Genomic DNA, 19,970 nt, shown 5'->3' with positions numbered 1-19,970 from the left:
GACTGGATTTCAGACGTGTGATCTTCGGATCGGGGTGCGGGTGCGGACTTTTGACGTCCGTGAGGGGAACCCTGAGGGAATCAGAGTCCCTCAGGGTTCCCCTCACGGACGTTTCCGGTACCACCGCGGCGAAGTGTTCAGCGGCGGCTTGAGCTTCGCGCGCACCACCAGCACGTTCGGCTCGTCCGATTCCACGAATTCGCTCAGCAGCCGGCGAAACGCGCGGCCGAAGCCGGACACCCGGTCCGCGTGCACGCCGAACGAGCGGGCCAGCCCGACGAAATCCGGGCTGTCCCAGTCGACTCCGCGATGCGGCAGGCCTTCCTGGTCCTGGTCGAAACGCAGCATGCCGTAGCCGCCGTCGTCCACGACCACGACCGTCACCGGCAGCTGTTCCTCGGCGAGCGTCGCCAGATCCCCTACCGCGTAAAGGAAACCGCCGTCGCCGGTGACGCACAGGACGCGACCGCCGCCGGTCGCCTCGGCCGCCGCGCCCGCGCCGAGCGACGCCGGGAAGCCGTAGCCGAGCGTGCCCCAGCCCATCGGGTACGCCAGCCGCCGCGGCGCGCGGACCCGGTGGAAGCCGCCGATCCAGTACCCGGCGACGCACATGTCCGTGACGATCGTCCCGTCCGCCGGGAGCACTTCCTCCAAAGTGGACAGAAAGTCGGCGGCCTGCGGTTCCTCGTCGCGGATGCGCCTGCGCACCCGGCGGCCGATGCCGGCCAGCCGCGCGGTCAGCTCGTCCAGGCCGGGGCGCGTTTCCGGATGCAGGGATTCGACGACGCGGCGGGCGTCGCCGACCAGGGTGACGTCCGGCCGGTAGTTCTTCGCCGCGTCGCCCGCGTCGACGTTGATCGCGATCAGCTTCGGCGGCGCGGGCATCTGCCAGTTCTGCGTCATCAGGCCGTCGAAGTCGGTGCCGATCGCGAGCACCACGTCCGCCTCGTCCCACAGCTGCCCGACCTCCGGCGCGTGCACCGGATTCGGGGCCAGGCAAGGATGTTCGAGCGGAAGCAGGCCGCGCGCGCCGAACGTGGTGAGCACCGGCGCGGCCAGCCGCTGCGCGAGCTGCCCGATCGCTTCCCCGGCTTCGGAGCGCAGCGCGCCGCCGCCCGCCCAGATCAGCGGACGGCGCGCGGACGCCAGCAGCTCCGACGCGCGAGGCAGGTCCGGCAGGTCGAGCACGCGTTCGGCGGGCGGCGCGGGCGGTTCGCGCGGCGGCGTGGTCTCCCGGAGGAAATCGGTCGGAATGCCCAAATACACCGGGCCGCTTTGCGGCATCAGCGCGAGCCGGGCGGCGCGGTGCAGCGTCGTGCCGATCTGATCAGCGCGGTGCACGGTGAACCCCGCCTTGGTGACCGGCGCGAACATCGCCTGCTGGTCGGAAGTTTCGTGCAGCACCCCGCGCACGACACCCGGACGGCGCAGCGTCGACGGGATGTCCGTGGCGATCACGAGCACCGGGGCCGCCGACGCCATCGCTTCGCCGACCGCGCCGAGCGTGTTCGCCGCGCCGGGGCCGGTGGTCACCAGCGCGACGCCGAGTTTTCCCGTCCTGCGGGCATAACCGTCGGCGGCGTATCCCGCGGTCTGTTCGTGCCGGACGTTGACGAGCCGGATCCCGGTGCCCGCCAACGCCTCCCACAGCGGCAGGTTGTGGACTCCCGGCAGGCCGAACACCACCTCGGTCCCGAGAGCCGTGAGCGCGTCCCCCAGCTGCTGAGCTCCAGTCCGTCCTGCCACGCCAGCGATGGTATCCGCCCCCCGTAAGCAGCCGCAGACACGTCACCGGACAGGGTTTGTCATCGCCGCGCCGCCCCGTTGTCCCCCACCTGGCCGCGAGATCTGAGACACCGCCTTTTTCGTGCGTACACTCCGGGGGCCGGGGACGCCGAGGTCCCCACGGCGGCGGAAAGGGGTGGCGCAATGCCGTTGATGCCGGTGACCGACTCGATGTTCCTGATGGTCGAGACCCGCGAACACCCGATGCACGTCGGCGGGCTCCAGCTGTTCCGCAAACCCGAGGGCGCGGGCGAGGACTACCTGCGCGACCTCCGCCGGAACCTGCTGGAATCGGACAACATGCGCGGCGTGTTCCGGATGCGGCCGAGCCGTCCGGTGAACACCGTCGGGCACGTGCGCTGGTCGCGCGACACCGATCTGGAGCTCGACTACCACTTCCGGCATTCCGCGCTTCCGCAGCCGGGCCGGATCCGCGAACTGCTCGAACTCACCTCGCGCTGGCACAGCACGCTGCTCGACCGGCACCGGCCGCTGTGGGAAACGCACCTCATCGAAGGACTGCGCGACGGCCGGTTCGCGGTGTACTCGAAGATCCACCACGCGCTGATGGACGGCGTTTCGGCGCTGCGGCACCTGCAGGGAACGCTGTCGGACGACCCGGCCGACCTGGACTGCCCGCCGCCGTGGGGTTCGCGCGAGAAGCCCGCCGCGCACCGCAACGGCCGCGCCCCGGCGTCTCCGTTCGCCCTGGTGGGCAAGACGTTCGAGCAGGTCGCGGGTATCGCGCCGGCCGCGGCGAAGGTGGCCCGCGAGGCGTTCCGCGAGCACCGGCTCACGCTGCCGATGCAGGCGCCGAAGACGATGCTGAACGTGCCGATCGGCGGCGCGCGCCGATTCGCCGCGCAGTCCTGGCCGCTCGACCGGGTGCGCGAGGTCGCGACCGCCGCGGGCGTGTCCCGCAACGACGTCGTGCTCGCCATGTGCTCCGGCGCGCTGCGCGATTACCTCATCGAACAGAGCGCGCTGCCGGACGCGCCGCTGGTCGCGATGGTCCCGGTGTCGCTGCGCCGCCGCGACACCGGCGACGCGACCGGCAACAACATCGGCGCGCTGCTGTGCAACCTGGCCACCGACCTGACCGACCCGGCGCAGCGGCTGGCCGCGATCTCCGAGTCGATGTCGAACGGCAAGAAGCTGTTCTCGCAGCTGTCGCCGCTGCAGACGCTGCTGCTGTCCGGGATCAACGTGGCCCAGCTGGGCGCGTCGCCGATCCCCGGCGTCGTCGGCAACACACGGCCGCCGTTCAACCTGGTGATCTCGAACGTCCCGGGCCCGCGCAAGCAGATGTACTGGAACGGCGCGGCCCTCGACGGCATTTACCCGGCGTCGGTGCTGCTCGACGGGCAGGCCCTGAACATCACGCTGACCAGCAACGGGGACAACCTCGACTTCGGTGTCACCGGGTGCCGGCGCAGCGTCCCGCACCTGCAGCGGATCCTGACGCATCTGGACACGGCGCTCGCCGAGCTGGAATTCGCGACGCGGGGGTAGCCGGTCAGTCGATGCCTTCCGGGCTGGCTCCGCCGACCTGGACGGCTTGGGCGACGATGCGGTCGATCTCGGCGAGGTCCGCTGAGGTGAGCTGAAGGCCGGTCGCGCTCTTCTCGATGCTGGCTGGGCGGCGGGCGCCGACGATGGCGACGTCGACCTTCGCCAGCGTCCACGCGATGGCCAGCTGGCTCACCTCCGCGTCCCTCTCCTTGGCGAAAGCGGCGAGCTGATCGACGATCTTCAGGTTGTGCCGCAACGAGTCCCCGCGGAAAGCGGACGAACGCGATCGCCAATCCGACGGGTCGAAGACGGTCTCGGAGGTCAGCGACCCGGTGAGCAGACCGCTGCCGAGCGCGCTGTAGGCGAGCACGCCGATGTTGTGCGCGCGGGCGTACGGGAGCGGATCGGTTTCCGCGCCGCGACGGAAGAGGTGGTAGGGCACCTGCACGGTTTCCACCGTCTCGTTCAATACCGTCTCGTGCACTGCGCTGAGCTGCGCGGAGTCGTAGTTCGACACTCCGGCGTGGCGGATCTTGCCCGCGTCCACGAACTCCCGCAGCGTCCCGGCGACCTCGGCAGCAGGAGTGCACGGGTCGGGCCAATGGATCTGGTAGAGGTCGAGGTGGTCGACGCCGAGCGCGCGCAGGCTCTCGTCGACTCCTTGGGCAAGCCATGCCCGACGCGAATCGCGGATGCGTTCGGAACCGGGGTTCGTCCCGCCTTTGGTGGCGATGACGACGCTGTCGCGGCGGTGGTCCAGCTCGCTGCGCAACGCTTTGCCCAGGAGCGCTTCGGCGGTGCCGTAGGCGCGGGCGGTGTCGAAGAGGGTGATGCCTAGTTCGTGTGCGCGCCGGATCGCCGCGATCGCGGTGTCCTCGTCGAAGCCGCCCCACTGACCGCCGAACCCGCCGGTGCCGAAGGCGATCCGGGAGACTTCGAGGCCGTTGCGGCCAAGGGTCGTCGTCCGCATGCGTCGAGCACAGCACTCTTCGCTTGCCGTCGCCGAGCGTTCTCAACTGCTGATTATTCGGTTGACAATCAGAGGATGCTCGCGAGGTGAGCCTCCTGGAGCCGTTGCGGCACCGCAGTTTCCGCGCCCTCGCCGCCGGGCGGACGCTCGGCACCTTCGGCAACTCGGTCGCTCCGGTCGCGCTCGCGTTCGCGGTGCTCGACCGCACCGGGTCGGCGGTCGATCTCGGGCTCGTCGTCGGGGTCCGGTCGCTGGCGGGCATCCTGCTGCTGCTTTTCGGCGGCGTGCTCGCGGACCGGCTGCCGCGCGCGGTGATCCTGCAGGGCACCGAGATCGCGGCCGGGCTCAGCCAGGCGCTGATCGCCGCGAGTGTCCTTTGTGGATTCGGTTCGGTCCCGTTCCTGATCTCGCTGAGCGTGGTCAACGGGGCGGTCGCGGCGATGTCGCTGCCCGCGTCGGCGGCGATCACCCCGCAGACGGTGCCGCGAGACCTGCTGGCTCCGGCGAACGCGTTGCTGCGGCTGCTGGTCAACGGCGGGCGCATCGCCGGAGCCGGAGTCGCCGGGGTCGCGGTGGCGGCGGCCGGATCCGGCTGGGCGCTGGCGGTGAACGCGCTGCTGTTCTTCGCCGCCGCGCTCGCCTATCACGCCGTCCGGCTGCCGCGCGCCGATCGGGTTCCGGGCGCACGGCCGATCGCCGATCTGGTCGCCGGATGGCACGAGTTCCGGTCCCGCGCCTGGGTGTGGGTGGTGGTGGCGCAGTTCGCCTTCGTCAACGCCGCCGGGCTCGGCACGCTCGTGGTCATCGGGCCGGTCGTCGCGGACGAGACGTTCGGGCGGTCCGGTTGGGGACTGGCGCTGGCGATGCAGACCGCGGGCGCGCTCGTCGGCGGAATCGTCGCCGCGCATTGGCGGCCGCGGCACGCCTTGTTCGTCGGGGTGCTGCTGGTGACGGTGGAAGCGCTGCCGGTGCTGACACTCGGCTGGTGGCCGTCGCTCGTCCCGCTGCTGATCGCGATGCTGGCGGCCGGGCTGGCGATGGAGCAGTTCAGCGTCGCCTGGGACGTTTCGCTGCAGGAACACATCCCGCCCGACAAGCTCGCCCGCGTGTACTCCTACGACATGCTGGGTTCACTCGCCGCGATGCCGCTCGGGCAGATCGCGGCGGGTCCCCTCGTGCAGCACTTCGGCCGCGAGCCGGTGCTCGTCGCGTGCGGGGTGCTGATCCTGGTTTCGACCGGGCTCGCGCTGTGCAGCCGCGAGATCCGGCAGCTCACGAACCGGACCGCGGCTCCGGCCGTACCGACAGGAAGTTGACCGCGCTCGCGCTGAACACCAGGTCGTCGTCGCTGTTGAACAGTTCCATCCGGGTGCGCACGAGGCCGCGATCGGGCTTCGACTTCGACAGCCGCGCCTCGGTGACGGTCGCCCGCATCCGCAGCCGGTCCCCCGGCCGCACCGGACGCGGCCAGCGCAGCTCGTCGACGCCGGGGCTGCCGAGGCTCGCGACCGACGAGAGGTAGTGGTCGGCGAACAGCCGCATCATCAGGCTCGACGTGTGCCAGCCGCTCGCGATCAGCCCGCCGAACGGGCCCTCCTTCGCCGCCGCCGGGTCGACGTGGAAACTCTGCGGGTCGTACTTTTCGGCGAACTCGATGATCTCCGCTTCGGTGACGGTCGTGTCGCCGAACTCGTACACCGATCCCTCGGGGTAGTCCTCGAACCAGCGGTCGTCGATGGGCGCGGTGAACTCGGTCATACGCGACAGCCTGCCACAGCTTTTCGGCTGGAAAACGTGACTTGCGTCTGCCCGCCGAGTGTCACGGCGCGGCCCAGGGCCGGACCTCCTCCAGCAGCTTCGCCACCGCCAGCACCAGGTCGTCCGAATGCCGGGGGCCGACGATCTGCAGGCCCACCGGAAGGCCCGATTCGGTGCGCCCGGCCGGGACGCTGATCGACGGCTGCTGCGTCATGTTGAACGGGTAGGTGAACGGCGTCCACTCCGGCCATTCGCTCATCCCGCTGCCCGGCGGCACGTCGTGGCCCGCCTCGAACGGCGGGATCGGGACGGTCGGCGTGAGCAGCACGTCGTAGCGGGTGTGGAACTCGCCCATCAGGATGCCGAGCGCGGCGCGTTCCGCGGTGGCGTCGAGGTAATCGCCCGCGGAGTAGGTGTGGCCCCGTTCCCACACGCGGCGCAGGCCCGGGTCGACCCGCGGCTCGCTGCCCGGCGGGAACGCGTCGAGCGACTTCGCCGCGCCCGCCGACCACAGCACGTCGAAGGCGTCCTTCGGGTCGGCGAAGCCGGGATCGGCCTGCTCCACCTGCAGCCCGGCGTCGGCGAGCGACTGCACCGCCGACTGGACGATCGCCGCGATCTCCGGGTCCACGTCGACAAAACCGAGCGCCGGCGAGTACGCCGCGATCAGCCCGCGCACGTCGCGCCGCACCGCCTCGCGGTAGGCGCTGATCGGCGGCGCGAGCCCGGTCGGGTCGCGGTGGTCCGGCAGCGCGAGGACGTCCAGCAGCAGCGCCGTGTCGTCCACGCAGCGCGCCATCGGCCCGGCGTGCGCGAGCGGGCCGAACGGGCTCGCCGGGAACAGCGGGATCCGGCCGTGGGTCGGTTTCATGCCGACGATCCCGCAGAACGACGCGGGAATCCGCACCGAACCGCCGCCGTCGGTGCCGACCGACAGCTCGCCCATCGCCGCCGCGACCGCGGCCGCGCTGCCGCCGCTGGACCCGCCCGCCGTCATCCGCGGGTTCACCGGATTGCGCGTGATGCCCGCGAGCGCGCTGTCGGTGACGCCCTTCCACGCGATCTCCGGCGTGGTCGTCTTGCCCAGCACGACGAGGCCCGCCTCGCGCATCCGCGCCATCACCGGGCTGTCGACCTCCCACGGCTGGTCCACCGGGATGCTCGTGGAACCGCGCAGCGTCGGCCAGCCCTGGGTGAGGAAGATGTCCTTGATGGACGCCGGGACGCCGTCGAGCGCGCCGATCGGATTCCCGTCGCGCCAGCGGGCCTCGGCCGCTTTCGCCTGGTCGAGCGCGCGGTCGGCGTCGACGAGGCAGTAGGCGTTGATCTCGCCGTCGCGGTCCTCGATGTTCCGCAGGGCGCTCTTCGTCGCCTCGACCGGCGACAGTTCGCCGGTGGCGTAGGCGGCCACGAGTTCGCTGGCGGTCAGTTCCCGGTCGCCCATCCGGCGCCTCCCTGCGATTCGGACGGCACGTAGCCGAGCCGTTTGTCCACGACGTTCCACAGCGGTTCCCCGGCGACCCAGCGCCGGAAGTTCCCCGCGAACACCTCGACCAGGGTCCGCCGCCAGCCGATGAAGTCGCCCGACATGTGCGGGGACAGCAGGACGTCCGGCATGGTCCACAGTGGACTTTCGGCGGGCAGCGGCTCGGTTTCGAAGACGTCGAGCGCGGCCCCGGCGATCTCGCCCGCCCGCAAGGCCGCGATCAGATCGGCCGTGACCACCAGTTCGCCGCGGCCCACGTTCACGAACCGCGCGGACGGTTTCATCGCGGCGAACGCGGCGGCGTCGAACATGCCCTTGGTCTGATCGGTGAGCGGCGCGACCGCGACGACATAGTCGAACTCGGGCAAATACCGCGCCAGTTCGGCGGATTCGCGCACGACGCCGAAATCCGGATCCCCGACCCGGGCCCGCCGGCCCGCCCCGGACACGCGCATCCCGGCCGCGCGCAGCATCCGCGCGATGGCCTTTCCGATCGGTCCGGTGCCCACCACCAGCACCTCCCGCCCGGCGATCCGCTCGCTCTCGCGGTGCTTCCACGTGCCGGCGCGCTGCAGGTCGAGCGAACGCGCGAAGTCCTTGGCGAACGACAGCACGACGCCGAGCACGTACTCCGCGATGGCGTCGTCGAACACCCCGCGCGAGTTCGTGAGCACGACGTCGCTCTCGCGCAGCCCCGGGAACAGCACCGGGTCGACGCCGGCGCTCGCGATGTGCAGCCACCGCAAGCGGTCCGCCGCGGGCCAGGCCCCCGGAACCGCACCGGAAAGGAAATCGTAGACAAAAAGCGCGTCGGCTCCGGCCAGCGCACCGGCGAGGCCGCGCTCGTCGGTGTAACGAACTACCGCCGCGTCTTCGATAGCGGCCATGTCCGGTGGTTGGTCTGCCCCGCAGAGCACTGCCAGTACGGGGGTTTCCGGGGCGATCACGATTGACACGGTAAAAGTGGCTCGTATGATTGTCAACAATCCGAGGACCACCCCCGGAGCACCGGACGGGCATCCGCACAGGCGTATTCCGGAGGCTGAACCTTGGATCTGGACTTCCTCGCGTTCGAGGGCCCGCTAGCCCAGCGCGGCATCGGCGTGATCGCGCCGTTCGACCTCGCGCTCGAGCGCGAACTGTGGCGCTGGGTGCCGATGGAGGTGTCGCTGCACCTCGCCCGCACCCCGTACGAACCAGTCCCGGTGAGCATGGAAATGGCCCAGCTGGTGAGCGACAGCCGACACCTCGCCACGGCCACGCGCGACGTGCTGCACGTGGAGCCCGAGGTGGTCGCGTACCTGTGCACCTCCGGCAGCTTCGTGAACGGCATCGACTACGAACGCTCCCTCACCAAGGCGATCTGCGACGCGGGCGCGCCGGACGCGGTCACCACCTCCGGTGCCCTCGTCGAGGTGCTGCACCAACTCGACCTGCACCGGGTCTCGGTGCTCACGCCGTACGACGCCGACCTCACCGGCAAACTCCACGACTTCCTCGCCGAGGTCGGCGTGGACACCGTGTCCAGCGACCACCTCGGACTGGGCGGCGGCATCTGGAAGGTCAGCTACCGCACCATCGCCGAGCGGATCCTGGCCGCGGACCACCGCGAGGCCGAGGCGATTTTCGTCAGCTGCACCAACCTCCCCACGTTCGACCTGATCGAACCGCTGGAGAAGGCGCTCGGCAAACCCGTGCTGACCGCCAACCAGCTGACCATGTGGGCCTGCCTGCGCCGGATGCGGCTGCCCATCGTGGGTCCCGGCCAGTGGCTGCGGGAGGTGTCTTGACCCCTCCCGCTAATATTGTCGACAATTTGCGCATCCCGGAGGTTTCGTGACCACGATCGGCTTCATCTACCCCGACCACGCGGCCGAGGACGACTACCCGCTCGCGGAACAGCTTCTCGGCGGCTCCGACGGCGACATCAGCCTGCCGGTCGCGCACATCTACGGCACCGACCTGCACGCGGTGCCGGAGCTGCTCGACCTCGGCAGCGAAGCCCGGCTCGCCGAAGGCGCCCGGCTGCTCGCGAAGCACCAGCCGGAAGCGGTGGTGTGGGCTTGCACGTCCGGCAGCTTCGTGTACGGCTGGGACGGCGCGCGCACCCAGGCCGACCAGCTCGGTGCGGTTGCCGGGGTCCCGGCGTCGAGCACGTCGTTCGCCTTCGTGCACGCGGCGAAAGCCCTTGGCGTGCAACGAGTCGCGGTGGCCGCGAGCTACCCCGACGACGTCGCGCGGCTGTTCGTGGACTTCCTCGCCGCGGGAGGCGTCGAGGTGCTCTCGATGTCGAGCGCCGACATCGACACCGCCGCCGAGGTAGGCCAGCTCGCGCCCGAGGCCGTCGTCGACCTGGCGGTAAGCCACGACCACCCGGACGCCGACGCGGTTCTGGTGCCCGACACCGCGATGCGCACGCTCGGCGAGATCACCGCGATCGAGGAGAAGCTCGGCAAGCCGGTGCTGACCGCCAACCAGGTGACCATCTGGGAAGGCCTGCGCCTGACCGGCTCGACCCGGCTGGTGCGTTCGCTGGGCGCGTTGTTCCGGACGAGGGGCTGACCCGTGGTCGCACTGCCTGACATAGAACCGGTGAGCCGGGAATCGACCGCGGCGGTGATCGCGCGCCAGCTGCGCGACGCGATCATGACCGGCGCGCTGCCGCCGGGCACCCAGCTCGGCGAAACCGACCTGGCCGCCCGCTTCCAGGTCTCGCGCGGCCCGCTGCGGGAGGCGATGCAGCACCTCGTGTCCGAGGGCCTGCTGCGCAGCGAACGCCACCGGGGCCTGTTCGTGATCGACCTCGAACCGACGGACGTGTTCGACATCTATCTCGCCCGTTCCGCGGTGGAAAGAGCCGCCCTGCTGTGCGCCTTCCGCGGCGACCGCGAGGCGGTGGCTGCCGTCCTGGAGCAGAACGTCGCCGACATGGCTGCCGCCGCGGACGATCCGGCCGCGTTGTCCGAGGCGGACCTCCGGTTTCACGAGGCGCTGATCAACGCTTCCGGCAGCAAACGGCTGATGCGGATGGCCCGGACGTTGCTGATCGAGACGCGGATGTGCCTGACGTTGCTGCAGAGCACGTATCAGGGCGTGGAGGATCGGCTGGAGGAGCACACGCGGATCATCGAAGCCCTGCGGTCGGGCGACGAGGAGACGGCGCTGCGCTTGCTGGACGCGCATATGGAGGACGCGATCAGCCGGCTGCTTCCGGGGAGGAGCTTGAAGGACGGGGTCGCGGCGGCTGGGTGAGGCGCGGAGCACGGCCCTCATGAGTGGCGATGCCGGTGCCAACAGGCAGGAACACGCACGAGCCGCCAGATTCCGGGCGGCAGCGCGCCTTGCGATGGCGGGTGCCTTTCTGTCGGGTGCGAAGTTCACAGCCCCAGCACCTCCCCCATCGTGCCGCCGAGGACGCGGTCTCGCAGTTCTCCGGGCGGGGTCACGCGTTCGATCGTCGCGCGGGACAGGACGGGGTCGCCGTACGGCGCGTCCGAACCGAACATCGTGCGGTCCGGGAGCTCGTTGATCGCGAGCCGGACGGCGAAGACGATGCTGGCCGTCGACAGTTCCAGGTAGATGTTCGGCGTTTCGCGGGCCAGGTCGATCGCGGTGAGCCAATGCGCGCCGCCCAGTTGGCTGATCACCAGCGGCACGGCCGGGTAGCGGCGGGCCAGCGCCGCCAGCGTGGACAGATCGGCTTCGGTGGTCGGGGCAGAGCCGTGCACGACGACCGGGAGTCCATTGTGGTCGGTGGCTGCCCGCAGGACCGGTTCGATCCGGGCGGCCGCGCCAGGGGCCGGGGTCAGTTCGCCGATTCCGTGGAAACCCCTGGCGACCTGATCGACCTCCGCGGCCAGCTGGTCTCCGGACCGGTCCAGGCGGACTGAGCGGAAGCCCAGGAACCGGCCGGGATGTGCGGCCAGCGCGGATTCGAGTTCTTGCCAGGCGGACTGATAGCCGTCGCCGGGCGCACCGTTGAGCGCGGCGTCCAGCACGCTCATTTCCCGGTGGAACGAAGCCAGATCCGTGGCTCGTTCTGGATGCGGCCTGGTCGCGAACAGCACGGCGCGGTCGGCCCCGGCCTCGTCCAGCAGGGCGAGGTGCTGGTGCACGGGGTCGTGGACGTGGCTGTGTGCGTCGATGATCAACGGAAACCCCCGGTTGTCCTGGGCGCGCGGAATGCGGCCGCCGGAGCCAGTGTTGAACGTTGACACCATGCCAAGGTCAAGCTCAGCGGAGGGACGATGCGGATCGGGCAGCTTGCCGAGCGCACCGGCACGAGCGAACGGCTCCTGCGGTACTACGAGCGTGTCGGCCTGCTGACCGCGGACCGGCGGCCCAACGGTTACCGCGACTACGCTCCCGCCGCCGAGCGGACCGTTCGGCAGATTCGCGCGTTGCTGGCGGCCGGGCTGCCGACCAGCCTGATCAAACGGATGCTGCCGTGCGCCGAGGCCGACGGTTCGCTGCGCCCGTGCCCGGGAGTGCTGGGCGCGCTGCGCACACAACTCACCGAACTCGACCGCCGGGCGGCGGACCTCGCTCAGGCGCAGCGAACGCTTCGCGAGGCTATCGCGGTGACGGAACGCGCCAGCTGAACAGCTCAGGTCGTGATCCAGTAGCGCCGCACCGGTCCGTGCTCGGTCTGGCGTACTTCGTCCAGCACCCCGCCCGCGCGTTCGATCGTCTTGGCGGACGCCAGGTTCTCTCCCGCGCACACCAAGAGCACCCGCGACAGCTCCCGGGCCTCGGGCAGCATCTCGCGCAATGCCCAAGAAGCCAGACCGCGGCCGCGCGCCGACGGGCGGATGCCGAAGCCGATGTGCCCGGCCCACGACACGTACTCCGCCGGGCCGGAGCGCAAGGCGATCCCGCCGAGCACCTGTCCGTCCTCGACTAGCCAGCGGTACAGAGCGCGGTCCTGCGTCAAGGAATCCACCCAGGCGGCGAAGCCAGCGGGAGAATCGACCACGTCCGACGCCGAGAGGCCGAAGCCGTCCTCGTGCAGCCCTGGACCCCATTCGGCGTGTGCTTCCAGCCAGGCGCGACGCAATCGGACGGTGGGGGCCAGAAGTTCGGGCATGGTCCGATTCTACCGGGCGAAAGTACGAAAAACCCTGGCGCAGCAAGAAAAACTCAGGCATGACGCACCCCCAGCACGGGCTGTCCGCCGAGGCCGAAGTTGTACTGCGGCGACCACGGGAACCGGCCCGCGGGATCGGCGTAGACCAGCTGCATGGCTTCGATTCCGGTGCCATAACAGCAAACCGCGATGTGCAGATGCGTCGCGGGGGCGCTGAGCTTCACGACTTCCAGCGCGGGCAGCCGAGGCAGCAGCCACTGGTCGCCAGGTTCCGGCGGGCCGGTGTGCAGGATGTGCTCAGCCCCGGCGTTGAGCACGTATGCCGCTTCGTGCAACGACAATCCCGTGACGACCAGTTCCGGCAGGCCTCGCACGGTCAGGCCCGCGGTGTACGCCCAGGGCGGCCGGGAACCTGGCCCCTGCACGCCCTGGACGCACCATCCGTATTCCCGGATCCGGTCCAGCACCTCGATCAGGTACTGCTCCTCGGATCTTTCCGGTTCCTCGCACATCTGGCACATCGGTGCCCTCCTCCCCTCGGGGACCCGCCGACCGGGTCAGGGAAGAGTGAACCTCGCGGCACCGACGAAAAATCAGCGGAGCGAATCAGCCACCGCGGCGCCGAGCGAGGTTGTGGTAGCGGTTCCGCCGAGGTCGGGGGTGAGCGTTTCGCCCGCGGTCAGCACCTCGTCGACCGAAGCGCGGATCGCTTGCGCGGCAACGGTTTCCCCGAGGTGATCGAGCAGCATCGCCCCGGCGAGGATTTGCGCGACCGGGTTCGCGATGCCCTGTCCGGCGATGTCCGGAGCACTGCCGTGGACCGCCTCGAACATCGACGGAAAGTCACCTGATGGGTTGATGTTTCCGGACGGCGCCATGCCCAGTCCGCCGGTGATCGCGGCCGCGAGGTCGCTCAGGATGTCGCCGAACAGGTTCGACGCCACCACCACGTCGAGCCGGTCGGGGGCCTGCACCATCCGCGCGGCGAGAGCGTCCACATGGCACTGTTCCGCGCGGACGTCCGGGTACCGCGCGGCGACCTCGGCGAAAATCTCGTCCCAGTAAGGCATCGAGTGGATCAGCCCGTTGGACTTGGTCGCCGAGGTGACGTGCCGCGAACGCGTGCGCGCGAGGTCGAAGGCGTACCGGATGATCCGTTCCACCCCGACCCGCGTGAACACCGACTCCTGCAGCACGAACTCGTCCGGCCGCCCGGCGTTGTGCCGTCCGCCGATCTCCGAGTACTCGCCCTCGGAGTTCTCCCGGACGATCACCATTTCCAGCTCGTCGGCCTTCCGCCCGGCCAGCACCGAGGACGTCCCCGGCAGCAGCCGGACCGGCCGCAGGTTGACGTACTGCTGGAACGCCCGCCGCAACGGAATCAGCAGGCCCCACAACGAAACGTGGTCCGCCACGCCGGGGAAGCCGACCGCGCCGAGCAGGATGCCGTCGAAGCCCGACAGCTGCGCGACACCGTCCTCGGGCATCATCGCGCCGGTCTTCGCGTACCGCTCGCAGCTCCAGTCGAATTCGGTCCACTCCAAGGAGAAGCCGTACTTCGCCGCCGCCGCGTCGAGGACCCGGCGCGCTTCGATCGTGACGTCGACCCCGATCCCGTCGCCCGGGATGCTCGCAATCCGGTGTGTCACAGGCTCACCGCGATGTACTTGGTCTCCAGGAACTCGTCGATGCCGACCGTGCCGCCCTCGCGGCCGAGACCGGACTGCTTGACGCCGCCGAACGGAGCCGCCGGGTTGGACACGATGCCCTGGTTGAGGCCGATCATCCCGGCCTCCAAGCGTTCCGACACCCGCAGCGCGCGCTTCAGGTCGCTGGTGAACAGGTAGGACACCAGGCCGAATTCGGTGTCGTTGGCCTTCTCGACCGCCTCGTCCTCGGTGTCGAACGGCGTGATCGGCGCGACCGGGCCGAAGATTTCCTCGCTGGCCAGCCGAGCGTCGACCGGCACGTCGGTGAGCACGGTCGCCGGGTAGAAGTGCCCCGGACCGTCGACCCGCGAGCCGCCGGTGAGCACCCGAGCGCCCTTGTCCGTGGCGTCCTTGACCAGCTCGGTCACCTTCTTCACCGCGGCCTCGTCAATGAGCGGACCGACCACGACGCCCTCGTCGGTGCCGCGGCCCATCGGCAGCGCCTGCATCCGCTCGGTGAGCTTGCGAGAGAACTCCTCGGCCACGCCGCGCTGCACGTAGAACCGGTTCGCCGCGGTGCATGCCTCGCCGATATTGCGCATCTTGGCCTGCATCGCGCCTTCGACCGCGGCGTCCAGGTCCGCGTCGTCGAACACGACGAACGGCGCGTTGCCGCCCAGTTCCATCGACGTGCGCAGCACCTTCTCCGCGCACTGCTCCAACAGCTTGCGCCCGACCCCGGTCGACCCGGTGAACGACAGCTTGCGCGCGCGTCCGTCGCGGATCAGCGGCTCCATCACGCCGCCCGCGTCCTTGGTGGTGACGACGTTCAGCACGCCCTCGGGCAGCCCGGCGTCGGCGAGGATCTGAGTGAGCGCGAGCATCGACAGCGGCGTCTGCGCGGCGGGCTTGATCACCATCGTGCAGCCCGCGGCGACGGCCGGGCCGATCTTGCGCGTGCCCATCGCCATCGGGAAGTTCCACGGCGTGATGAGCAGCGTCGGACCCACCGGCTGGCGCGTGATCAGGAACCGGCCCGAGCCGTTCGGGGCCACCGCGTAGCCGCCGTCGATCCGCACCGCTTCCTCGGCGAACCAGCGGAAGAACTCGGCGGCATAAGTGATTTCGCCGGCGGCCTCGGCGACCGGTTTGCCCATCTCGAGGGTCATCAGCAGCGCCAGCTCGTCCCGGCGTTCGATGAGCTTCTCGTACGCGCGGTGCAGGATCTCGCCGCGCTCCCGGGGCGCCACCGCCGCCCAGCCGGACTGTGCCGCGACCGCCGCGTCGAGCGCCGCGAGACCGTCTTCCGGCCCGGCGTCCGCGACCTGGCACAGCACCTCTCCGGTGGAGGGGTCCTGCACGTCGAAGGTCTTCCCGCTGCGCGCGGCGACCCACTTGCCGCCGATGAAGAGTTCCTTGCCGACCGCGCCCACGACGCCGTTCTCGGTGATCCCGCTCATCCAGCTCGCTCCTGTTCCTGTTGTCCCGAACTCATGCTATGGATATTGTCAACAATCGACAACCGTCTCCACCCGCATCCCAGGAGGGCGCCGCATGGCCCAGCTGTCCCCGCTGCTCAAGCAGGCAACGCCCGTCGTCGTCGACCACGGTGAAGGGGTTTACCTCTACGACGTGGACGGGAAACGTCATCTCGACTTCACCGCGGGCATCGGGGTGACCAGCACCGGGCACTGTCACCCGCGCGTGGTCGAAGCCGCGCGCGAACAGATCGGCAAGCTCGTGCACGGCCAGTACACGACCGTCATGCACAAGCCGCTGCTCGAACTGACCCGCAAGCTCGGCGAAGTGCTGCCGTCCGGGCTCGATTCGCTCTTCTACGCGAACTCCGGCAGCGAGGCCGTGGAGGCCGCGCTGCGGCTGGCGCGGCAAGCGACGAAGCGGCCGAACGTCATCGTGTTCCAGGGCGGTTTCCACGGCCGCACGGTCGCCGCGGCGACCATGACCACCTCCGGCACGCGGTTCAGCGCGGGCATCTCGCCGCTGATGTCCGGCGTGCACGTCGCGCCGTTCCCGTACGCCTACCACTACGGCTGGGACGAGGAAACGGCCACGAAGTTCGCCCTGCGCGAGCTCGACTACCTCTTCCAGACCGTCTCCGCGCCGAACGAGACGGCCGCGTTCTTCATCGAGCCGGTGCTCGGCGAAGGCGGCTACGTTCCCGCGAACACCGCGTTCATGGCCGGGCTGCGCGAACGCGCCGACCGGCACGGCATCCTGCTGGTGCTCGACGAGGTGCAGGCGGGCTTCGGCCGCACCGGCAAGTTCTGGGGCCACGACCACTTCGACGTCCACCCGGACGTCGTGCTGATCGCGAAGGGCCTCGCCAGCGGCTTCCCGCTGTCGGGCATCGCCGCTTCGGAAGAGCTGATGGCGAAGGCGTACCCGGGTTCGCAAGGCGGCACGTACGGCGGCAACGCGGTGTCGTGTGCGGCGGCTGTCGCGACGCTCGATGTCATCCAGGACGAAGGCTTGGTCGAGAACGCCGCGGAGCGCGGGCGTCAGCTTCTCGAGGGCGCGCGCGTCGTCGCGGACAAGACGCCGGCTATCGGCGACGTACGCGGTCTCGGGCTCCTCGTGGGCACTGAGTTCACCACTGCGGACGGCGAACCGGACACGGCCACTGCGCAGGCCGCGCAGCAGGCGGCTGCCAAGAGCGGGCTGCTGTTGCTTACCTGTGGTGCGTACTCGAACGTCGTGCGCATGGTGCCGCCGCTGGTCGTCAACGCGGAACAGGTCGACGACGCCCTCCGTATCTGGGGCGAAGTCGTCTCGTCGGTCACGGGGAGCTGAGGCATGGCGCGCTACATCACCATCAGCCTCGACAAGCGCGGCATCACCTGCCGCGCCCGGCTGCTCGACGACGAAGCACCCCGCACCTGCAAGGCGGTGTGGGACGCACTGCCGCAGAGCGGTTCGGCCTACCACGCGAAGTACGCGCGCAACGAGGTCTACACGCTCGTACCGCCCTTCGCCGAGCCGAAGCCGGGCCGCGAGAATCCGACCATCACGCCGATTCCCGGCGACGTGGTCTACTTCGGATTCGAGGCATGGGAAATCGGCAATCCGGCGTACGGCTACGACGACGGCAGCGAGGCCCACAGCGACCAGGGTGCCACGGATCTCGCGATTTTCTACGGCCGCAACAACCTCCTGATCAACGGCGACGCGGGCTGGGTGCCCGGCAACGTGTTCGCGACGATCGAGGAAGGCCTGTCCGAGATGGCCGCGGCCGCGCAGGATCTGTGGCTGCGCGGCGTGGAGGGCGAGACGCTGTCGTTCGCCCGGGCGGACTGACGGGTCCGGCGGGCAGGTGGGCTCGTGAGTGTTCATCCCGGTTCCAATCGGGATGAACACTCACGAGCCCCCGGATTGGCGCGCGACCTTCGGTGGCGCATGGCTCGCCAGGGCAGTGCCCAGCACCGGTTGGCGAGGCGGGCCCCGAGGAAGTACGTGAGGGGAACCCTCACGGAATCTGATTCCGTGAGGGTTCCCCTCACGTACTTCCGCCGCACGCCGGATCCACCGGCAGGGCAGCACCCTCGCGCACCGCCGACTCCGCACCCGCACCCGCACCCGCACCCAAGAAAACCCCATCGGGCCAGATTGTTCCGCCAGAGTGAAGCCGGGTTAACCCTCCGCGATCATGAAAGCGGCCTGGAATCCCCTGCCGGACAAGGGATCCAGGCCCGATGATCACCCGGCGGTGTGAACCTCGGCAACTCACCAATCGTGGCTTCGCATTCACCGGTTCGAGGGGCGACGCCGCCCGGTTGCCGCAGTGCGCGTCTGCTACCCAGGGTGATCGGACCCGGCGTTCGCTACGAACCGTGGCGAAGAGTCCACAGTGCACCCCCGGCGACAAACCCGAAAGCCTTACATGTTTAACATGGGAAGATTCTTCGGCCGCTGATTCCTTGCCAGCACAGGGAAAACCGCGTTTTGACACCGCGAGCGCGCCGGTGGAAATCTGCGTTGGCTCCTCGCGAGAGCACCAAGGAAGAACAAATCCGAACAAGGAGCCCCTCAATGCAGATGTTCACCCAGCACGTGCACCACGGCCACGACCTGATCTCGGGTCTGCTCGCCCACCTGGCGCACGTGCTCGGCTGGCTCGTCTGACCGGCACCGAGGATTAACCCAGGGGCCGGCCTGTTGGCGCGGGCCGGTCCCTGCTTGGGTTCTCCCCCTGGCCACGCCGCGGCGTGGCCTTTTTCGTGCCCGCCCTCCGTCGGCTAACGTGAAAACTATTCATGGCCAGCCCGGTGACAGAACGGCTAGGCTTCGGCCTTGACGTACGCGCGCGCACGAGGGAGTGGCATGAGCGAGATCGCAACACAGCTGGCAGGTGCCGTCGGAGCTGGGAACCTGCTGACCGGTGACGCGATTTCCGACGATTACGCGCACGACGAGGCGCTCAGCACGCCCGGCCAGAAACCGGCGTACGTCGCGAAGCCGGCGACTGCCGAAGAGGTCTCCGCGCTGCTGAAGATCGCCTCCGCCGAGGGCATCCCGGTGACCGCACGCGGGTCCGGCAGCGGGCTGTCCGCCGCGGCGCGGCCGGTCGAGGGCGGGTTGGTCGTCTCGTTCGAGCGGATGAACTCGGTGCTCGAGATCGACACCGGCAACCACGTCGCCGTGGTCCAGCCGGGCGTCACGCTGGCCGAACTCGACGCGAAGACCGCCGAGCACGGCCTCACCTACCCCGTTTATCCCGGCGAGCTGAGCGCGAGCGTCGGCGGCACCGTCGGCACCAACGCCGGCGGCATGCGCGCGATCCGCTACGGCATCACGCGCGGCAACGTCTCGGGTCTGCAGGCGGTGCTCGCGACCGGCGAGATCATCCGCGTCGGCGGCCGGATGTCGAAGATTTCCAGCGGTTACGACCTCACCCAGCTGATCATCGGCTCGGAGGGCACCCTCGCGCTGGTGACCGAGGTGATCGTGAAACTGCAGCCGCGGCTGCCGCACGGCGCGACCGTGCTCGCCCCGTTCGACGATTTCGAACAGGTGATGGCGGCGGTGCCGAAGATCGCCGCGAGCGGACTCGCGCCGCAGATCCTCGAGTACATCGACAACATGACGATGGCCGCGATGGTCTACAACGACAAGCTCGAACTGGGCGTCCCGGCCGAAATCCGCGACCGGACCCAGGCGTATCTGGCCGTGGCACTGGAAAACCGGGTGGCCGACCGGCTCGGCGAGGACGTCGAAGCGCTCGGCGAACTGCTGGTCGAACTCGGCGCGACCGACGCGTACGTGCTCGAAGGCGGAGCCGCGCGCAAGCTCATCGAGGCCCGCGAAAAAGCCTTCTGGAACGCCAAAGCCGCGGGCGCGGACGACGTGATCGACGTGGTGGTGCCGCGCACCGCGATGCCGCAGTTCCTGGCCAAAGCCCGCGAGCTGGCGATGGCGACCGGCGGCGGCGCGATCGGCTGCGGGCACGCCGGCGACGGCAACGTCCACCTGGCGATCTTCTGCAAGGACCCGGACACCCGCTCGCAGCTGCTGACCGACATTTTCGGCTACGCCTACGAACTGGGCGGCGCGATCTCCGGCGAGCACGGCCTCGGCCGCACCAAGACGAAGTACTACGCCAAGCTGGAAGACCCGGTGAAGCTCGATCTGCTGCACCGCGTCAAGGACAGCTTCGACCCGGCCGGGATCCTGAACCCCGGCGTCCTGTTCGCGCAAACCGGAAAGTGA

General features: G+C 69.8%; 19 protein-coding genes. 9 read left to right on the top strand and 10 right to left on the bottom strand.

The window, feature by feature from the left end; genetic code table 11:
- Positions 1 to 102: 102 nt before the first annotated feature.
- Positions 103 to 1,746, bottom strand: coding sequence for a thiamine pyrophosphate-binding protein (locus ABZX37_RS36475; protein ID WP_354747437.1), 1,644 nt, complete (start codon positions 1,744 to 1,746; stop codon positions 103 to 105).
- Positions 1,747 to 1,929: 183 nt separating this feature from the next.
- On the opposite strand from ABZX37_RS36475, the gene ABZX37_RS36470 reads away from it, so the two are divergent.
- The gene (locus ABZX37_RS36470; RefSeq protein ID WP_354747435.1) at positions 1,930 to 3,297 is read left to right on the top strand and encodes a wax ester/triacylglycerol synthase family O-acyltransferase; all 1,368 of its coding nucleotides are present in this window, start codon (positions 1,930 to 1,932) and stop codon (positions 3,295 to 3,297) included.
- 4 nt (positions 3,298 to 3,301) lie between these two features.
- Here the strand turns inward: ABZX37_RS36470 and ABZX37_RS36465 are convergent, their stop codons facing one another.
- On the bottom strand, positions 3,302 to 4,267 hold the full coding sequence (locus tag ABZX37_RS36465; RefSeq protein ID WP_354747434.1) for an aldo/keto reductase: 966 nt from the start codon (positions 4,265 to 4,267) through the stop codon (positions 3,302 to 3,304).
- Positions 4,268 to 4,353: 86 nt separating this feature from the next.
- Here ABZX37_RS36465 and ABZX37_RS36460 point away from each other — a divergent pair, with 86 nt between their 5' ends.
- Positions 4,354 to 5,583, top strand: a complete 1,230-nt coding sequence (locus ABZX37_RS36460) for an MFS transporter (protein ID WP_354747433.1) — start codon at positions 4,354 to 4,356, stop codon at positions 5,581 to 5,583.
- Here ABZX37_RS36460 and ABZX37_RS36455 read toward each other — a convergent pair.
- The 3 genes from ABZX37_RS36455 to ABZX37_RS36445 all read right to left on the bottom strand — a co-directional run bounded on the left by ABZX37_RS36455 (position 5,540) and on the right by ABZX37_RS36445 (position 8,398).
- Positions 5,540 to 6,025 carry a MaoC family dehydratase gene (locus ABZX37_RS36455; RefSeq protein ID WP_354747431.1) on the bottom strand — a complete coding sequence of 162 codons (486 nt, stop codon included), beginning with the start codon at positions 6,023 to 6,025 and terminating at the stop codon, positions 5,540 to 5,542. The genes ABZX37_RS36460 and ABZX37_RS36455 overlap by 44 nt on opposite strands.
- A gap of 61 nt (positions 6,026 to 6,086) precedes the next feature.
- On the bottom strand, positions 6,087 to 7,469 hold the full coding sequence (locus tag ABZX37_RS36450; protein WP_354747429.1) for an amidase: 1,383 nt from the start codon (positions 7,467 to 7,469) through the stop codon (positions 6,087 to 6,089).
- Complete coding sequence (locus ABZX37_RS36445; RefSeq protein WP_354747427.1) at positions 7,451 to 8,398, bottom strand: D-2-hydroxyacid dehydrogenase; 948 nt, start codon at positions 8,396 to 8,398, stop codon at positions 7,451 to 7,453. The genes ABZX37_RS36450 and ABZX37_RS36445 overlap by 19 nt, the downstream gene beginning before the upstream one ends.
- A gap of 162 nt (positions 8,399 to 8,560) precedes the next feature.
- Here ABZX37_RS36445 and ABZX37_RS36440 point away from each other — a divergent pair, with 162 nt between their 5' ends.
- Genes ABZX37_RS36440 through ABZX37_RS36430 form a run of 3 tightly spaced genes read left to right on the top strand, consistent with a single transcriptional unit; the run spans position 8,561 to position 10,763 of the window.
- Positions 8,561 to 9,301 (top strand): Asp/Glu/hydantoin racemase, encoded by a 741-nt coding sequence (locus ABZX37_RS36440; RefSeq protein WP_354747425.1) that lies wholly within the window; start codon positions 8,561 to 8,563, stop codon positions 9,299 to 9,301.
- Positions 9,302 to 9,347: 46 nt separating this feature from the next.
- Complete coding sequence (locus ABZX37_RS36435) at positions 9,348 to 10,073, top strand: maleate cis-trans isomerase (protein WP_354747423.1); 726 nt, start codon at positions 9,348 to 9,350, stop codon at positions 10,071 to 10,073.
- Positions 10,074 to 10,076: 3 nt separating this feature from the next.
- The gene (locus ABZX37_RS36430; RefSeq protein WP_354747421.1) at positions 10,077 to 10,763 is read left to right on the top strand and encodes a GntR family transcriptional regulator; all 687 of its coding nucleotides are present in this window, start codon (positions 10,077 to 10,079) and stop codon (positions 10,761 to 10,763) included.
- A 125-nt stretch (positions 10,764 to 10,888) separates the two neighbouring features.
- On the opposite strand, the gene ABZX37_RS36425 is transcribed toward ABZX37_RS36430, so the two are convergent.
- On the bottom strand, positions 10,889 to 11,731 hold the full coding sequence (locus ABZX37_RS36425) for an amidohydrolase family protein (protein WP_354747419.1): 843 nt from the start codon (positions 11,729 to 11,731) through the stop codon (positions 10,889 to 10,891).
- A gap of 27 nt (positions 11,732 to 11,758) precedes the next feature.
- On the opposite strand from ABZX37_RS36425, the gene ABZX37_RS36420 reads away from it, so the two are divergent.
- Entirely contained in the window at positions 11,759 to 12,112 is a 354-nt protein-coding gene (locus ABZX37_RS36420) for a MerR family transcriptional regulator (protein WP_354747417.1), read from the top strand.
- A gap of 5 nt (positions 12,113 to 12,117) precedes the next feature.
- Here ABZX37_RS36420 and ABZX37_RS36415 read toward each other — a convergent pair whose 3' ends face one another.
- The 4 genes from ABZX37_RS36415 to ABZX37_RS36400 all read right to left on the bottom strand — a co-directional run bounded on the left by ABZX37_RS36415 (position 12,118) and on the right by ABZX37_RS36400 (position 15,706).
- Positions 12,118 to 12,597, bottom strand: coding sequence for a GNAT family N-acetyltransferase (locus ABZX37_RS36415; protein ID WP_354747415.1), 480 nt, complete (start codon positions 12,595 to 12,597; stop codon positions 12,118 to 12,120).
- 53 nt (positions 12,598 to 12,650) lie between these two features.
- On the bottom strand, positions 12,651 to 13,118 hold the full coding sequence (locus tag ABZX37_RS36410; protein WP_354747413.1) for a DUF4262 domain-containing protein: 468 nt from the start codon (positions 13,116 to 13,118) through the stop codon (positions 12,651 to 12,653).
- Between the two features lie 72 nt (positions 13,119 to 13,190).
- Positions 13,191 to 14,246: a tartrate dehydrogenase gene (locus ABZX37_RS36405; RefSeq protein WP_354747411.1), complete on the bottom strand. Its 1,056-nt coding sequence runs from the start codon at positions 14,244 to 14,246 to the stop codon at positions 13,191 to 13,193.
- On the bottom strand, positions 14,243 to 15,706 hold the full coding sequence (locus ABZX37_RS36400) for an NAD-dependent succinate-semialdehyde dehydrogenase (RefSeq protein WP_354747409.1): 1,464 nt from the start codon (positions 15,704 to 15,706) through the stop codon (positions 14,243 to 14,245). The genes ABZX37_RS36405 and ABZX37_RS36400 overlap by 4 nt, the downstream gene beginning before the upstream one ends.
- Before the next feature lie 94 nt (positions 15,707 to 15,800).
- Here ABZX37_RS36400 and ABZX37_RS36395 point away from each other — a divergent pair, with 94 nt between their 5' ends.
- From ABZX37_RS36395 to ABZX37_RS36385, 3 genes are all read left to right on the top strand, one after another.
- The gene (locus tag ABZX37_RS36395; RefSeq protein ID WP_354747407.1) at positions 15,801 to 17,057 is read left to right on the top strand and encodes an aminotransferase class III-fold pyridoxal phosphate-dependent enzyme; all 1,257 of its coding nucleotides are present in this window, start codon (positions 15,801 to 15,803) and stop codon (positions 17,055 to 17,057) included.
- A gap of 3 nt (positions 17,058 to 17,060) precedes the next feature.
- The gene (locus ABZX37_RS36390) at positions 17,061 to 17,561 is read left to right on the top strand and encodes a DUF3830 family protein (protein WP_354747402.1); all 501 of its coding nucleotides are present in this window, start codon (positions 17,061 to 17,063) and stop codon (positions 17,559 to 17,561) included.
- A gap of 1,023 nt (positions 17,562 to 18,584) precedes the next feature.
- Positions 18,585 to 19,970 carry an FAD-binding oxidoreductase gene (locus tag ABZX37_RS36385; RefSeq protein WP_354747400.1) on the top strand — a complete coding sequence of 462 codons (1,386 nt, stop codon included), beginning with the start codon at positions 18,585 to 18,587 and terminating at the stop codon, positions 19,968 to 19,970.

The organism is Amycolatopsis sp. NPDC004079, from assembly GCF_040610415.1.
GTDB classification, from domain to species: Bacteria; Actinomycetota; Actinomycetes; order Mycobacteriales; family Pseudonocardiaceae; genus Amycolatopsis; species Amycolatopsis halotolerans.
This window is presented reverse-complemented; position numbering and strand designations above follow the sequence as displayed.